This is a genomic window from Streptomyces sp. NPDC058650 (assembly GCF_042717315.1).
Taxonomy (GTDB): domain Bacteria; phylum Actinomycetota; class Actinomycetes; order Streptomycetales; family Streptomycetaceae; genus Streptomyces.
This window is the reverse complement of the sequence record NZ_JBHXRL010000010.1, coordinates 65,229-80,706: the sequence shown is the minus strand read 5'-3', so window position 1 is coordinate 80,706 and position 15,478 is coordinate 65,229. Positions and strand designations below refer to the sequence as shown.

Annotated in this window: 14 protein-coding genes; all 14 read right to left on the bottom strand. The window is 72.5% G+C overall.

Annotated features, from left to right (window positions below; genetic code table 11):
- The 14 genes from ACFWWU_RS19675 to ACFWWU_RS19610 all read right to left on the bottom strand — a co-directional run bounded on the left by ACFWWU_RS19675 (window position 1) and on the right by ACFWWU_RS19610 (window position 15,472).
- On the bottom strand, window positions 1-690 hold the full coding sequence (locus ACFWWU_RS19675) for a 1-hydroxy-2-methyl-2-butenyl 4-diphosphate reductase (RefSeq protein ID WP_384146961.1): 690 nt from the start codon (window positions 688-690) through the stop codon (window positions 1-3).
- Window positions 690-2,726, bottom strand: coding sequence for a squalene--hopene cyclase (gene shc / locus ACFWWU_RS19670; protein WP_384146958.1), 2,037 nt, complete (start codon window positions 2,724-2,726; stop codon window positions 690-692). The genes ACFWWU_RS19675 and shc overlap by 1 nt, the downstream gene beginning before the upstream one ends.
- A gap of 108 nt (window positions 2,727-2,834) precedes the next feature.
- The gene (locus ACFWWU_RS19665) at window positions 2,835-3,935 is read right to left on the bottom strand and encodes a polyprenyl synthetase family protein (protein ID WP_384146955.1); all 1,101 of its coding nucleotides are present in this window, start codon (window positions 3,933-3,935) and stop codon (window positions 2,835-2,837) included.
- Window positions 3,932-5,332: a hydroxysqualene dehydroxylase HpnE gene (gene hpnE, locus ACFWWU_RS19660; protein WP_384146953.1), complete on the bottom strand. Its 1,401-nt coding sequence runs from the start codon at window positions 5,330-5,332 to the stop codon at window positions 3,932-3,934. The genes ACFWWU_RS19665 and hpnE overlap by 4 nt, the downstream gene beginning before the upstream one ends.
- A gap of 130 nt (window positions 5,333-5,462) precedes the next feature.
- Window positions 5,463-6,413, bottom strand: coding sequence for a presqualene diphosphate synthase HpnD (gene hpnD, locus ACFWWU_RS19655; RefSeq protein WP_384146950.1), 951 nt, complete (start codon window positions 6,411-6,413; stop codon window positions 5,463-5,465).
- Window positions 6,410-7,321 (bottom strand): squalene synthase HpnC, encoded by a 912-nt coding sequence (gene hpnC, locus ACFWWU_RS19650; RefSeq protein WP_384146948.1) that lies wholly within the window; start codon window positions 7,319-7,321, stop codon window positions 6,410-6,412. Before hpnC ends, hpnD begins: the two co-directional genes overlap by 4 nt.
- A gap of 313 nt (window positions 7,322-7,634) precedes the next feature.
- On the bottom strand, window positions 7,635-8,282 hold the full coding sequence (locus tag ACFWWU_RS19645; protein WP_384146945.1) for a TetR/AcrR family transcriptional regulator: 648 nt from the start codon (window positions 8,280-8,282) through the stop codon (window positions 7,635-7,637).
- Between the two features lie 177 nt (window positions 8,283-8,459).
- Window positions 8,460-9,245, bottom strand: a complete 786-nt coding sequence (locus tag ACFWWU_RS19640; protein ID WP_329620239.1) for an ABC transporter ATP-binding protein — start codon at window positions 9,243-9,245, stop codon at window positions 8,460-8,462.
- Window positions 9,238-10,167: an ABC transporter permease gene (locus ACFWWU_RS19635; RefSeq protein ID WP_317600873.1), complete on the bottom strand. Its 930-nt coding sequence runs from the start codon at window positions 10,165-10,167 to the stop codon at window positions 9,238-9,240. Before ACFWWU_RS19635 ends, ACFWWU_RS19640 begins: the two co-directional genes overlap by 8 nt.
- Before the next feature lie 48 nt (window positions 10,168-10,215).
- Window positions 10,216-11,061 (bottom strand): glycosyltransferase family 2 protein, encoded by an 846-nt coding sequence (locus ACFWWU_RS19630; RefSeq protein ID WP_384147241.1) that lies wholly within the window; start codon window positions 11,059-11,061, stop codon window positions 10,216-10,218.
- Window positions 11,062-11,108: 47 nt separating this feature from the next.
- Window positions 11,109-11,888 (bottom strand): CDP-alcohol phosphatidyltransferase family protein, encoded by a 780-nt coding sequence (locus ACFWWU_RS19625; RefSeq protein WP_384146940.1) that lies wholly within the window; start codon window positions 11,886-11,888, stop codon window positions 11,109-11,111.
- Window positions 11,866-12,927, bottom strand: a complete 1,062-nt coding sequence (locus ACFWWU_RS19620) for an iron-containing alcohol dehydrogenase family protein (protein WP_384146937.1) — start codon at window positions 12,925-12,927, stop codon at window positions 11,866-11,868. The genes ACFWWU_RS19625 and ACFWWU_RS19620 overlap by 23 nt, the downstream gene beginning before the upstream one ends.
- Window positions 12,915-13,652, bottom strand: coding sequence for a sugar phosphate nucleotidyltransferase (locus ACFWWU_RS19615; RefSeq protein WP_056646974.1), 738 nt, complete (start codon window positions 13,650-13,652; stop codon window positions 12,915-12,917). The genes ACFWWU_RS19620 and ACFWWU_RS19615 overlap by 13 nt, the downstream gene beginning before the upstream one ends.
- Window positions 13,649-15,472: a DUF5941 domain-containing protein gene (locus tag ACFWWU_RS19610; RefSeq protein ID WP_384147240.1), complete on the bottom strand. Its 1,824-nt coding sequence runs from the start codon at window positions 15,470-15,472 to the stop codon at window positions 13,649-13,651. The genes ACFWWU_RS19615 and ACFWWU_RS19610 overlap by 4 nt, the downstream gene beginning before the upstream one ends.
- Between the last annotated feature and the right edge of the window lie 6 nt (window positions 15,473-15,478).

The following is a 15,478-nucleotide window of genomic DNA, read 5'->3' as shown; positions in this document are numbered from 1 at the left end:
TCACCTCCTGGGGAGCAGCAAAGAACGGTGCCATTCGAAGAATGCGGGAAGGACGGCACGGAGAACACGGAAGGCCGATATTCCCCCGCGTACCGTGCCGATCCGGACCAGTTCATGTTCTGGAGCGTCCACGACCACCCGTACGGCCGCAACCGGGCGGGCGTCCGGGCCGCCCCCGAGCCGGCCGGCCTCCCGGGCGGTACGCAGGGTCGCCGCGGACTCCATGTCGACGGCGATCGCGCCGGTGGCCCGCAGCGCGACCCGCTCGGGGCCGCGCACCACGTGGTCGGAGCCGCTCAGCGGGCCGGTGTGGACGGTCCGTCCGGGCACCGCCCTGACCAGCGCCTTCACGAGGAGCTCGGTGCCGACGCAGGGGGTCGTGCCCTCGGGGTCGCGGGTCTCCTCGGCGACGATCAGGTCCCCCGGGTGCATGCCCGGGGCGAGCCCCGCGCAGAAGCCGGAGGCGATGACGGCGGCGTCCGCCCACCGCTCCTCGCCGAGCACCCGGGACACGGTCCTGCGGGCGTGGGCGGGTCCCATGCCCGTACGCACCACGGTCACCGGGCCCGGGGCGCCCGCGTGGTCCCCGCCCCGCAGGGCGAACCGCTCGATGCCGAGCGCGCAGGCGATCAGCAGCGGCGGTGCCGCGCCGGGGCGGGAGGCCGGGCCCTGTCCCGGCTCGTGGCCCATCAGCGCCCCTTGCCGGGCGAGGGCTCCCCGTACACGTAGCGCCCGAGCGCCGTGAGCGGGAACACCTGCCGGTAGAGGTGGTAGTTGATGGAGAAGTCCCAGGGGAAACCGGTGCCCGTGAAGTACGGCTCGTCCCAGGAGCCGTCCTCGCGCTGCGTCTCCGTGAGCCAGGCGACGCCCCGCCGGACGGGCTCGGAGTCGCGCTCGCCCGCCGCGAGGAGGGCAAGGAGCGCCCAGGCGGTCTGGGAGGCGGTGGAGGCGCCGCGACCGATCCACTGCTCGTCCTCGTACGAGCGGAGGTCCTCGCCCCAGCCCCCGTCCTCGTTCTGTACGGAGCCCAGCCAGGCGACGGCCCGGCGGATCGCCGGGTGGGAGCCGGGCAGCCCCGCGGCGGCGAGGGCCGGGAGCACCGAGCCCGTCCCGTACACGTGGTTGACGCCCCAGCGGCCGAACCAGGCGCCGTTCGGCTCCTGTTCGGCGAGGAGCCATTCGATTCCCCGGCGCGTGCGGGGGTTTCGGGCCTGACCCTCGTAGGCGAGCATCTCCACCACGTGGGCGGTGACGTCGGCGGACGGCGGGTCGATCACCTCGCCGAAGTCGCAGAACGGCAGCTTGTTGGGGAACACGCTGGTGTTGTCGGCGTCGAAGGCTCCCCAAGCGCCGTTGCGCGACTGCATGCCGAGCGTCCAGCGGGCGCCCCGGGCGATGGCCGCCTCGACCCGCGCGGGGTCGGGGTGGTCGACCCGGCGCAGGGCGAGGAGGACCTCGGCGGTGTCGTCGATGTCGGGGTAGTTGTCGTTGTGGAACTCGAACGCCCAGCCGCCCGGCGGGAGTCCGGGGCGGCGCACCGCCCAGTCGCCCACCTTGGTGATCTCCTCGTCCAGCATCCAGTCGACGGCCTTCACCAGCGCCGGGTGGTCGGGGCGGAGCCCGGCGTCGGCGAGCGCGATGGTGGCGAGACAGGTGTCCCAGACGGGGGACTGGCAGGCCTCGATCATGCGGGTGGGGGCACCTCCCTGGCCGTCAGGCCCAGGGGGACCGTCCTCGCGCCAGACCGCGAACCGGTCGAGGGACTCCAGGCCGGCGCGCATGACCGGGTGCCCGAGGTCGTAGCCGAGGAGGTGGAGGGCGATGACCGAGTAGACGGCCGGAGGCTGGATGCCGCCCCAGCAGCCGTCGTTCTCCTGGCGCTCGACGATCCACCGCGCGGCCGCGTTCATGGCGGTCCCGCGCAGCGCGCGCGGAGCGACCCGGTGGTAGACGTGCAGGGCTTTGTCGAGCCGCTGGAAGATCCCGTCCCAGCCGGTGGCCGGGGCGAGGGGCCGCGGCGGGTTGGGCCGGGCGGGATCGGTGTGCAGCTCGTCGAGCGGGAAGGGCGCGGGGCGGACCGGGCGCTTCGCGGAGACCACGGTGAGCGGCACGATCGTCTGCCGGGCCCAGCAGCCGAAGTCGTAGATGTTGAGCGGGAACCACTTCGGCAGGAAGATCAGCTCCGGGGGCAGCTCGGGCAGGTCCTCCCAGCGCCACCAGCCGAAGAGGGCCAGCCAGATCCGGGTGAAGACCCGGGCGGCGGCGATCCCGCCCCGGGCGCGGACCCAGGCGGAGGCGGAGGCCATGTGCGGGGCGTCCGGCGGGTCACCGGCGAGCCGCAGGGCCACATAGGCCTCGACCGTCGTGGAGAGGTCGCCGGCGCCGCCGTAGAAGGTGGCCCAGGCACCGTCCTCCCGCTGTTCGCGGCGGATGTGGCGGGCCGCCGCCCCGAGGGTGTCGACGTCGAGGATGCCCAGGAACTGGCGGAGGAGCAGGTCCTCGGCGTCCATGGTGACGTTGGTCTCCAGGTCGCCCTTCCACCAGCCCTCCGGGTCCTGGCGGGCGAGCAGGTGCTCGACGGCGCGCTCCGCGGCCCGTGCGGCGCTCTCGTCGAGCTCGTCCCACGCGGCGGAGGGTCCCTCCGGCGCGGCGGTGTCGTGCGTCGTGCTGGCCGCGGCCGCCCGGGGGCCCACGGCCCCGGAGCTTCCGTCGGTCGTCGCTGTCATGGCTTCCCCTTTGATGCAGTCGGTTACTTCTGCTCCTGCGGGTCTGCCGTCGGCCGGCACCGGATGGCACCGGCCGGCGACCGCGAACTCATATGAGGGTGATGGTGATCATCTCTTCCGTACGACCACGAAATCGGCCAGCGCGGTCAGCTGTTCCCGCACGCGGGCGGGCATGTCCACCTCGTGCAGGGCCTCGATCGCGATGGCGTGCTGGCGGCGGGCCTCCTGCGAGGTCCACTCGCGTCCTCCGGCCTCCTCGATGAGGGCGGCGCGGAAGGCGAACTCCTCCTCGGAGAAGGTGTCGAAGTCGTTGGACTTGGCGTCCTCGGCGAGCAGCTCCCCGAGCCGCTCGGAGGCGGATCCGCCCGCGGCGAGGGCCGCGACGACCGGCAGCGACTTCTTGCGCTGGCGCAGGTCGCTCCAGGTCTGCTTGCCGGTGGCCTCCGGGTCGCCCCAGATGCCGAGGAGGTCGTCGACGGCCTGGAAGGCGAGGCCGAGGTGGTAGCCGTACTCCTCCAGCTTGTCGGCGGTGCGGTCGTCGGCCCCGCCGAGGACGGCGCCGATGGAGACGGCGCAGGCGAGCAGGGCGCCCGTCTTGTTGCCCTCCATCTCCAGGCACTCCTCGACGGTGACCCGCTCGCGGTGCTCGTACGAGATGTCCTGGGCCTGCCCGTCGATGAGCTTGCGGGTGGCCGTGGTGAGCCGGCGGGTGGCCCGGCCGGCCTCGACGGTGCCGAGTTCGAGCAGGAGCTCGTTGGCGAGGGCGAAGAGGGCGTCGCCGACGAGGATGGCCTGGGCGGGGCCGTGCACCTTCCACACGGTGTCGCGGTGGCGGCGCTGCTCGTCGCCGTCCATCAGGTCGTCGTGGAGCAGCGAGAAGTTGTGGACGAGTTCCACGGCGACGGCGCCGGGGACGCCGACCTCGGGCGCGGCGCCCGCGGCCTCGGCCGACAGCAGGGCGAGCGCGGGGCGGATCGCCTTGCCGCCGTCGCCGTCGGCGGGGTTGCCGTGGGCGTCGATCCAGCCGAAGTGGTAGGCGGCCACGGTGTCCATGGGCGCTGCGAGGCGGTCGACGGCCGCCCGCAGTACGGGGGTGGACAGGGTCCGCCCCCGCTCCAGCAGTGCGGACACGTCCGCGGTGTCGACGGCCGGATTACCCGGCGGCACAGTCGGCACGGTCTCTCCTCTGGTTCCGGTACTCACAGTCATGCCGCCTCCTGCAGCGGATGGTCATGACGGCGGCCGAGGGTGGAGAGCGCCGCGCCCGCTGCGCTGAAGCCGCTGCGGACGGCGCCCTCCATGGTCGCGGGCCAGCCGGTGGCGGTCCAGGATCCGGCCAGGTAGAGGCCGGGGACCCGGGTGCGGGCGCCGGGGCGGAGCCGGCCGACGCCCGGGGAGGGGGCGAACGTGGCCGTCCGCTCCCTGGTGACGAAGAAGTCGCGGATCCCGGCGCCGCGGGCGGCGGGCAGCAGCCGCTCCAGTTCCGGGAGGTAGCGCTCGCGCAGGACGGCGACGGGCTCGTCGATCTCGTCCCGGGCGGCGGACTGGGAGACGGCGAGGTACTGGCCGCCGCCCTTGAGTCCCGAGGAGTCGGTGCGGTCGAAGACCCACTGGACCGGGGAGCCGAGCGCCGTGAAGAAGGGCCGCTTGAGCACCTTGCGGTCGTAGACCACGTGCAGGTTGAGGATGGGCGCGGTGTCGATGTCGAGGAGCCGGTCGGGATCGTCGAGGGCGCCTTCGGGCAGCAGGGCGTGTGTCTCGTGCTGCGGGACGGCGAGGACGACGGTGTCGGCGTCGATGGTCTCCCCCGGCACCTCGACGGCCCAACGGCCGTCGTCCGTACGGGAGATCCGCTCGGCCTTGGTGCGCAGCAGGGTGCGGACGCCGAGGGCGTCGAGCTCCTTCGCGGGCCTGGTGTCGTGGAGTTCGCCGAGCGGGACGTGGGCCCAGCCGATGTCGGCGGCGCCGGGCTCGGAGAGGAGGCCGGTCTTGAAGACCATCGCGGCGAGCGCCATGGAGGCCTGCGGGGCGGGGGCGTTGAGGGTGGGGATGCCGACGAGGTCCCAGAGGGCCTCGACCGTCCGCGGGGACTGCCCGTGGCGGCCGAGCCAGGTGGCGAAGTCGATGCCGTCGAGGGCCGGGTCGGCGGGGTCGAGCTTCTTCAGGGCGAGCGCGGCCCGGCCGACGGAGGCACGCTCGGCGAGGGAGAGGTGCGGGTACGTGGCGAGGCTGCGCGCGAGGTGCAGCGGTACGGGGAGGGCGTCGCGGCTGATCCGGCCGAGCCGGGGGCCGCGCGGGTGCCCGACGTCCAGGACGGGCACGTCGAGCCGGTCCTGGAGGGGGGCGAGCCGAGCGCCGTCGATCCGGTCGAGGAACCAGCGGTAGGCGGTGCAGCAGCGGAGGTACACGTGCTGGCCGTTGTCGACGGTGAGGTCGCCGCGGCGGAAGGAGAAGGCGAGGCCGCCGAGGCGGGGCCGGCCTTCGAGCAGCGTGACGCGGACGCCGGCGTCGGCGAGCTGGAGCGCGGCCGTGATCCCGGCGAGCCCGCCGCCGACGACGACGGCGTGGGGCTGCGGGGAGTTCCGCTCGGTTCCGTCGGTCGTCACACGGCCTCCGTTCGGGTCGAGGCGGTCGGCAGGGATACCTCGGGCCGGGCTGCCCCGGGCAGGGGTGCCGCAGGCAGGGACGCCGGGGCGGCGCTCCGGGTTGCCCGGCGGGTGGGGGCGTACGGGCGCATCAGGCACGCCTCCTGACGGTACGTCGCGCGATGTGGCGGGTGTCGAGCCCGGAGAGGCCGCGCACGGCGACGTACGCCTTCTCCCGGCCCGGCAGCGAGACCCGGCCGCGCAGGACGGCCTCGGGGTCGCGCTCGATGCGGTCGAGCAGGCGCCGGTAGATGCCCGCCATGGCCGCGACGCACGCGCCGCTGCGCCGGTCGAGCATCGGCAGCAGCCGGTAGCCCTCGGCGAACAGGGCGCGGGCGCGCCGGACTTCGAAGTGGACGAGGCCGGCGAAGTCGGCGCCGGGCGGCGGGGTCTCGCTCCCGAAGCCGTCCCCGCAGCCGAACTTGGCGAGGTCGTCGGCGGGCAGGTAGGTGCGCCCGTTCCCGGCGTCCTCACGGACGTCCCTGAGGATGTTGGTGAGTTGGAGCGCGAGGCCGAGGGTGTCGGCGTACTCGGGGGCGCGGTCGGCGCCCGGGGCGCCGGGCTGGGTGCCGAAGACGCCGAGCGAGATCCGGCCGATCGCGCCGGCGACGCAGCGGCAGTAGACCTTGAGGTCGTCCCAGCTCTCGTAGGTCGCGCCGCGCACGTCCATGAGGACGCCGTCGATGAGTTCGTCGAGACCGCCGAGCGGGATCGGGAAGCGGCGGGCCGAGTCGGCGAGGGCGACGGCGACGGGGTCGGTGTCGTCCTCGTCGACCTCGCCCGTGCGGACCCGGTCGAGCAGCGCGCGGGTGGCTTCGAGCCGCTCCCGCTTGGCCTCGACCGGGAGCGTGCCGTCGCCGATGTCGTCGACGCGGCGCGAGAAGGCGTACAGCGCGGACATCGCCTGGCGCTTCTCGGTCGGCAGCAGCCGGATCCCGTACGCGAAGTTGCGGGCCTGCTGCCCGGTGACCGCCTCGCAGTAGCTGTAGGCGGCCTGGACCGGTGCGGACGGCTGGAGCTGTTCCTCCACGGTGGCGCTCACCCCTCTCTCCGCGCCCGGAGCAGAACCGCTCCAGCCTGGCGCATCAGGCTCGGCTTGGTGGGCCCCGGCGGGCCGGGCAGGACGTCGAATCCGGCGGCGGTGATCGCGTCGAGCGCCGCGAGGCCTCCGGCGGTGAATCCGGTGAGGAGGAGGCGGAGCCGGCCGTGGACGCTGCCGACGAGCGGGATGCCCGCGTACAGCAGCTCGCGGGCCCGCTCGGCCTCGAAGGCGATCAGGGCGCGCACGGAGGCGCCCGCGGTGGGCCGGGCGAGGTCGTCCTCGGTGACGTGGAAGCGCTTGAGGTCCTCGGCGGGCAGGTAGATCCGGTCGTTGCCGAGGTCCTCGGCGACGTCCTGGAGGTGCTCGACGATCTGCAGGGCGGTGCAGATCTCGTCGGAGCGCCGGATCCGCTCCGGGGTGTCGGTGCCGGTGATGGCGAGGACGAGGCGGCCGACGGGGTTGGCGGAGAGCTCGCAGTACGCGACGAGGTCGTCGTACGTCTCGTAGCGGCGCACCAGCTGGTCCTGGCGGTTGGCCGCGATCAGCCCGAGGAAGGGCTCGGGGGTGAGGCCGCACCGCCGGACGGTCGGCTGGAGCGCGCGCAGCAGGGGGTGACGGGGGGTGCCGTCGAAGACGCGCCGGAGGTCGGCCTCGAAGGCGTCGAGGAGGGCGACCCGGTCCTCCCCCTGCTCGGGGGTGAGGCCGAGGTGCCGGGCGTCGGCGCCGCCGGGGGCGAGGTCGCCGTCGCCGATGTCGTCGACGAGGCGGGCGTAGCCGTAGACGGCCATGAGGTCGTCGCGCCAGGCACGGGGCAGGAAGAAGGGGGCCACGGGGAAGTTCTCGTCCGCGGCCTTGCCGAGTGTGGTGCGCGAAGAGGCGTCGGGGCGCACCTGCCGGGTACCCGTCACTGGGCGCTGCCCGACAAGGGGACGGCGACACCCTCGTGGAGCTGGAGATTCTGCGTCATGGCCGTCACGACTCCCGTTCTACACTGCCGATCCAATCCATCCTATTTCGGACACGCCGCCTACTCCTGCCCGCCGGGCCGCCACCTGGCGACCCGATGGCCGTGGGGTATCGCCCTACTTGCCTCGAAACAGACCGGTCCAGCTTACGTTGTACGACGGCAGTCGTCGTTCCGGGGTGGCGGGGATCCGGGACTTCATCCGTACGGGTCGCCAATCCTCCTGAACGGAAAGGGAGTTCGAGGCCGGACCGGGGTCAGGTGACGCGCGCGCCGGAGACGACCATGGCCAGGGTGGATTCGACGACGTCGTTCCTGCGCTGCGCGGGCAGGCGCCGCAGCGGACCGTCGAGCAGCAGGAGTGACAGTCCGTGTACGGCAGACCATGCCGCGGCGCCGGCGGCGGGCCGGACGCCGGGGCGGGGTCCGGCGGCCTTGGCGAGGCCCTCGAGGGCCTCCCTGAGCAGGGTGAAGGCGCGGATCTCGGGCTCGGGAGACTGCCGGCCGGAGACCGGCTCGTCGGCTTCGGCGGGACGGAGGACGCAGAACGCGGCGCGGTAGAGGCCGGGCTGCTCCACGGCGAAGCCGACGTATCCCCGGCAGAGGGCGACGAGCCTGCGCTCGGCGGCCAGGGCGGGGTCGTCGGCACCGGGCTCGCGGGCGGCGGCCCGGTCCATGGAGTCGGCGAGCAGGCGCTGGGCGTGGAGCTTGACGGTACGGAGCAGTTCGCCCCGCCCGTCGAAGTGCCGGTAGGCGGCGGTGGGCGAGACGCCGACCCGGCGGGCGGCCTCGCGCAGGACGACCCGCTCGGGCCCGCCGCCGGTGGCCAGGTCGACGGCGGCGCAGATCAGCGCGTTGCGCAGATCGCCGTGGTGGTAGGTCTTTCCCCCCGAGATCGCTGCCATGCGCTCATCCTGCCCGATGTTTACCGCATGAACATTCCAGGTGGCGCAGCGACGCGCGGAGAAGAAGGGGGCTGGTGCGCAGCACCTTCCGGCAAGGGTGGTGGTGGGCGACGGGAGGGCGGAGGAACCCCTACCGGGTGACTCCGGTAGGGGTTCCTCCACAGGGTCGGGATGCCGCTAGCGAGCGGTCTCCCGCTCGTACGCCTTGAGGACCTCGTCCGTGGGGCCGTCCATCAGGAGCTGCCCCTTCTCCAGCCAGAGCACCCGGTCGCAGGTGTCCCGGATGGACTTGTTGCTGTGGCTGACCAGGAAGACCGTGCCGGCCTCCTTGCGCAGCTCGCGGATGCGCTCCTCGGAGCGGATCTGGAACTTGCGGTCGCCCGTCGCGAGCGCCTCGTCGATGAGGAGGACGTCGTGGTTCTTGGCCGCCGCGATGGCGAAGCGGAGCCGGGCGCCCATGCCGGAGGAGTACGTGCGCATCGGCAGGCTGATGAAGTCGCCCTTCTCGTTGATGCCGGAGAAGTCGACGATGCCGTCGTACCGGGCGCGCACCTCCTCGCGGCTCATGCCCATGGCGAGGCCGCCGAGGATGACGTTGCGCTCGCCCGTCAGGTCGTTCATGAGGGCCGCGTTGACGCCCAGGAGGGACGGCTGGCCGTCGGTGTAGACCTTGCCGCTCTCGGTGGGGAGCAGTCCGGCGACGGCGCGCAGCAGCGTGGACTTGCCGGAGCCGTTGGAACCGATGAGGCCGATGGCCTCGCCCCGGTACGCGGTGAAGGTGACGCCGCGGACGGCGTGGACCTTGCGGACGCCGCGGGTGACCTCGGCCTTGCCGCGGCCGACGATCCGGCTGAGCGCCGCGGTGGCGCTGCCCTTGCCTCCGCCGCCGGTGTTGACCCGGTAGACGATGTGGACGTCGTCGCAGATGACGGTGGGGACGTTGCTCGGGTTCGGGTCAGCCACGGCCGTACCTCTCCTCGGCCTTCCAGAAGTAGACGAAACCGCCGGCACCGACGGCCAGGGCCCAGCCGAGGGCGGTCATCCAGACGTGGTCCGGAAGGTTCTGCGCGCCGTAGCCGTCGATGAGGGCGAAGCGGATCAGGTCCATGTAGACCGCCGCCGGGTTGTACATGAGGATGTCGGCGATCCAGGCCGGCTTGTCGGCGAGCATCACCGGGATCGAGAACATGACGCCGGAGGCGTACATCCAGGTCCGCATGATGAACGGCATCAGCTGGGCGAGGTCGGGGGTCTTGGAGCCCATCCTGGCCACGATCATGGCGAGTCCCACGTTGAACACGAAGTGCAGGAAGAGCGCCGGGATCACCAGCAGCCACCGGAGGGAGGGGTAGCTGCCGAAGGAGAGCACGATCGCCACGAGGACGATCATCGAGAACAGCAGCTGCTGGAGCTGCTGGAGCGAGAAGGAGATCGGGAGGCTGGCCCGCGGGAAGTGCAGGGCCCGGACGAGGCCGAGGTTCCCCGAGATCGCCCGGACGCCGGCCATGACCGAGCTCTGGGTGAAGGTGAACACGAAGATGCCGGTGACCAGGAAGGGGATGTAGACCTCCTTGGTCATCCCCTGTCCGGCGCCCAGGATCAGCCCGAAGATCAGGTAGTAGACCAGGGCGTTGAGCAGCGGGGTCGCCACCTGCCACACCTGGCCCAGCTTGGCCTGGCTGTACTGGGCGGTCAGCTTGGCCGAGGAGAAGGCCAGGATGAAGTGGCGGCGGCTCCACAGCTCGCGTACGTACTCGAACAGCCCGGGCCGGGCGCCGCTGACCGCGAGACCGTACTTCGCGGCCAGCTCGGCCGGGGCCAGGCCCTCGTCGACGGACGGGGGCGCGCTCGTCGCGACCGCCCCGCCCTGGTGTGTGTCACTCACAGTCGAAACTTTCGTGTTCAAGATGCGCGGCACGTCGGTACCACGATGTCAGACGACCGGGGGGCGACCCAGCCGGGTCAGCCGCCACACCGTACGCCACCTCATCGGGCGGCGCGGCCCGCAGGGAGTCGTCCACCCTTCGCGGAAACCGCCGAACCACGCCTTGAGCGCGGAGGGCGAGGGCCGACGTGCCAGGGTGAGCAGCAGCCAGACGCCGAGATACACCGGCACCAGGGGCGCGGGCAGATTGCGACGTGCCAACCACACTCGGTTACGGGCCACGTTGAAGTGGTACGAGGCGTGGCGGGAAGGTGCGGTAGTGGGGTGCAACAGCACCATGTCGGAACGGTAGTCGATCATCCAGTCGGCGTCGAGCGCGCGCCAGGCGAGATCGGTCTCCTCGTGCGCGTAGAAGAACTCCCCCGGGAGAGCGCCCACTTCGGCGAAGACCTTGGTCCGGACGGCGTTGGCGCCGCCGAGGAAGGTCGTCACCCGCGAGGAGCGCATCGGGTCGGCGGAGCGCAGCCGCGGCACGTGCCGGCGCTGGGTGATCCCGGTCTCGGGGTCGGCGATGCGGAAGCTGATGATGCCGAGCCGCGGGTCGGCCGTGAAGGCCTGCCGGACCAGCTCCGCGGTGTCGGTGTGGGCGAGCAGCCCGTCGTCGTCGAGGAAGAGCAGGACGTCGACGTCGGTGCCGCCCGGCCCGAAGGCCTCGATGCCGACGTTACGGCCGGCGGGGATGCCGAGGTTCTCCGGCAGGTCGACGGTCCTGACCCAGCCGGGCACCCCGGTGACCGGGGTGCCCTGCCCGACGACGACGACCTCGACGGGGTCGCCCTCCTGCTTGGCGACCGAGTCGATCAGCGCGCGCAGGTCGTCGGGGCGGTTGCCCATCGTGATGACGACGGCACCCACCTTGAGCGGAGAACTCACGGCCGGCCTCACTTCAGCCTGCTGGAGACCAGGATCGACACCAGGTGCAGAACGGTCTGGAGCAGGGCGATGCCGCAGAGCACCGCGACGCCGAGCCGGGAGAAGAAGAGGTCGCCCCGGACCTGGTCCAGGATCGCGAGGGCCAGGATCAGGAAGGAGGCCTCGATGCCCAGGATCAGCCGGTGGAACTTGAGCGCGGCGGCGGCCTTGCGGGCCAGCGCCATGCCGGAGGAGCGCGGCTCGGAGGCCGTCTCCTTGACCGGCGGGAGTCCGCCCTGGTGCCGGGCGACGCCGACGAGGTCGGTCTCGGCCTTGATCAGGATCGCGCCGAGGGCGGCGAGGGTCCCGAGGAAGGCCCACAGCCAGTCGATCCGGCCCTCGCCCCACAGGTCGGCGGCGCGCAGGCCGAAGCCGACGAGGACCGCCGCGTCGCACAGGTACGCGCCGACCCGGTCCAGCCAGACGCCTTGAAGCGAGAACTGCTTCTTCCAGCGGGCCACCTCGCCGTCGACGCAGTCGAGCAGCAGGTACATCTGGACCATCACGACGCCGAGGACGGCGCCCGTGATGCCCGGCACGAGGAGGGCCGGGGCGGCGAGCACGCCGAAGACGGTCATCAGGTAGGTCAGCTGGTTGGGCGTGACCTTCGTGGTCACCAGCCGCCGGGTGATCCGCAGCGAGATCTCTCGCATGTACAGGCGGCCGCCCCAGTGCTCACCGCTCCGCCGGTCCTTCACACCCGGAGGGTGGACGACCGGTCGGAGCTCAGCTACCGATGGCTTTTGCATAGTCGGCGTACGCGTCCCTGATCTCGTCGTCGGACAGGTCGAGGTGTTCCAGGATGGTGAAGCGTCCCGGCCGGGTCTGCGGGGCGAAGGACACCGCCTGGACGAACTCGTCCACGCTGAAGCCCATCTCCTCCGGCAGCACGGGCAGCCCGTGCCGGCGCAGGGTCTCGACCATCAGCGCGGAGCCCTCCTGGGCACCGCGCAGGTGCATGGCGAAGGCCGCGCCGAGACCGCACTGCTCGCCGTGGCTCGCGGCCCGCGTCGGGAAGAGCAGGTCGAAGGCGTGGCTGATCTCGTGGCAGGCGCCCGAGGAGGGGCGCGTGTCGCCGCTGATGGACATGGCGATGCCGGACATCACCAGGCCCTCGGAGAGCGTGACGAGGAAGTCGTCGTCGCCGACCCCGCCGGGGTGGCGGAGCACGGCCTCGCCGGCGCTGCGCGCCATGGCGGCCGCGAGACCGTCGACGGGCTCGCCCGTCTGCTCGTGCGACAGCTCCCAGTCCGCGATGGCGGAGAGGTTCGAGATCGCGTCGCCGATGCCGGAGCGGACGAAGCGCACCGGGGCGTCCCGGATCACGTCGAGGTCGATGACCAGCGCGATCGGGGTCGGCACACCGTACGAGCCGCGTCCGTTGTCGTTGTCCAGCGTGGACACCGGCGAGCAGATGCCGTCGTGCGACAGGTTGGTGGCGATGGCCACCAGCGGCAGGCCGACCCGGGCCGCCGCGTACTTCGTCACGTCGATGATCTTGCCGCCACCGAGAGCGACGACGGCGTCGTACCGCTTGCCGCGCATGGCGTCGGCGAGCTTCACGGCCTCGTCGATGGTGCCGCCGGAGACCGGGTACCAGTCCGCGCCCGGGAGCTCGGGCGCGAACTGGTCACGCAGTTTCAGGCCCGAGCCGCCGCTGATGGCGACGGCGATCTTGCCGTTGCTGGAGATCCGCTGGTCCGCGAGGAGCGCGGACAGGTCGTCCAGCGCTCCTCGGCGGATGTCGACGACGACCGGCGACGGGATCAGCCGGGTCAGTACTGGCACGCGATCTCACGGCCCTTCGCGAGGTCGTCGTGGTTGTCGATCTCGACCCACTTGACGTCGCCGATGGGGGCCACGTCGACGGTGAAGCCGCGGTTGACGAGCTCCTGGTAGCCGTCCTCGTAGTAGAGGTCGGGGTCGCGCTCGAAGGTGGCCTTGAGGGCGTCGGCGAGCTCCTCGGCGGCCTCGGCCTCGATCAGCGTGACGCCGATGTACTCGCCGGTGGCGGTGGCCGGGTCCATCAGCTTGGTGATGCGCTGGACGCCCTTGCCCTCGGCGGTGATGACCTTCATCTCCTCGTCGGCGAGGCTCTTCACCGTGTCGAGGGCGAGGATGATCTTCTGGCCGTTGCCGCGGGCGGCGAGGAGGGTCTCCTCGACGGAGACCGGGTGGACCGTGTCGCCGTTGGCGAGGATCACACCGCGCTTGAGGACCTCACGGGCGCACCACAGGGAGTAGGCGTTGTTCCACTCCTCGGCCTTGTCGTTGTCGACGAGGGTGATGGTGAGGCCGTACTTCGCCTCCAGGGCCTCCTTGCGGGCGTAGACGGCCTCCTTGCGGTAGCCGACGACGATCGCGACCTCGGTGAGGCCGATCTCCGCGAAGTTCTTCAGCGTCCCGTCGAGGATGGTGGTCTCGCCGTCGACAGGCACGAGGGCCTTCGGAAGGGTGTCGGTGTAGGGGCGCAGACGGCGTCCGGCACCGGCTGCCAGTACGAGGCCGATCATGCTGTTTCTCCTTCGTCGTGAACGGCGGGTGCTCCGGAGGAGACCCAGAAACGGATGGACTCCACGAGCACCACGAGCGCGACGGCGACCGCGAGGGCGGCCAGTGCCAGGGTGAAGTCGTCACCGCGGTCCGCCAGGAGGGCGGCGAGGGCGACCACGAGGAGCGTGCGCCCCTCGTGTCCGCCGGTGACGCGCACCAGCCACGTGGGCGGCGCGCCGGTGCCACCGCGTATGCGGTAGACCGTGTCGTAGTGATGGTAGGCGACCGCCGCGACCAGCCCGAACGCCGCCGGAAGGGCGTGCGCGGAGTCGGAGCGGGCGGCGAGCACGAGGACGGTGGTGTACTCGGCGGCACGGAAGAGCGGGGGGACGAGCCAGTCCAGGGCGCCCTTGAGGGGGCGGTTGACGGCCGCGCCGGCGAACATCACGTACAGGGCCGCGGCGACGACGGTCTGCGCGTCCCCGAAGGGACGGCCGAGGACGGAGGCGAGCAGCGTTCCCGTGGCGAGCAGCGCGAGGACGAAGCCGGGGGGCAGCCCGGATCCGAAGCCGCCGAAGATCCGGCCCGCGATCCGGGCGAGCGGGCCGGAGTCCGCGAGGTCGGCGAGGGCCTGGGCGGCCCGGTCCGTCCTGTTCGCCTTACGGGTCACGGAGCGCAGGACGCGGCCCGCGGTGGTGTAGCAGGCGGCGAACGCACAGCCGGCGATCAGCGCCCAGAAGACGATCCGGGGGCTGGTGACGGCGGTGAGGACGGCGATCATCGCCCAGCGCTCACCGATCGGCAGGATGATTATCCGCCGGGCCCAGACGGTCCAGCCGACGCTGTCGAGCCGGCCGGAGAGGGCGGCGGAGGGGCTCTTGCTCGCCGTGGCGTCGTAGGTGGCCTCGTAGAACGAGAAGTCCACGACGTGCCGGCAGGTCATGAGGACCATGGCGCCGAGCGCGAGGGCCCAGACGTCATCGCCGTCGCGGGCGGCGCCGAGGGCGAGGCCCGCGTAGAAGGCGTACTCCTTGGCGCGGTCGAAGGTCGCGTCGAGCCAGGCGCCCAGCGTCGAGTACCGCAGCGCGTAGCGGGCGATCTGCCCGTCGGTGCAGTCGAGGACGAAGGAGACGAGGAGGAGGATTCCGGCGGCGACGTAGCCGCCGCGCTCGCCGGTCGCCGCGCAGCCGGCCGCGATCAGCGCGGTGAGCAGCGACGCGGTGGTGACCTGGTTGGGGGTCAGGCCGCGGCGCGCGCACCAGCGGGCGATGTAGCGCGAGTACGGGCTGACGAAGAAGGTGGTGAAGAAGCCGTCCTGGGCCTTGACCGCCGAGCGGAGGCGTACGGCTTCCTCGTCGACGGCGGCGACGGCGGCGCGCGCCTCGTGGCGGGCCTCGGCGTCGGCGGGCACGGTGGCGACGAGGGTGCCGAGCTGGGGCCGGTGCACGGCGACGCCGTCGGCGTCGAGCGCGTCGGCGAGGGTGCCGGTGAGGTCGTCGGCGGGGCGGTCAGCGTCGGAGGACCCCGCGGGCACGGTCACGGCGGTCGCGGCGGTCAGGGCGCGGCTGAGCGCGGGGCGGGCCTCGCTCTGCGCGGAGAGCGCGCCGGTCGTGGCCGCGGCCGGGAACCGGGGGTCGGTGAGGGCGAGACGCAGGGCGTGCACATGACCGACGAACCGGGGGTCGACGAGCGCGACGCGCTCGTCCGCCGGGACGGCTGCCAGCACGGCGCCGGTCTCCTCGGCGCCGGTGGCGATCCGGACGTCGAAGCCGAGCGACCGCAGATCAGCGTCGAGCGAGGATCCGGGTGCCGGCGGGCCGGTGAGGATGGCGGTCGACAGACGAAC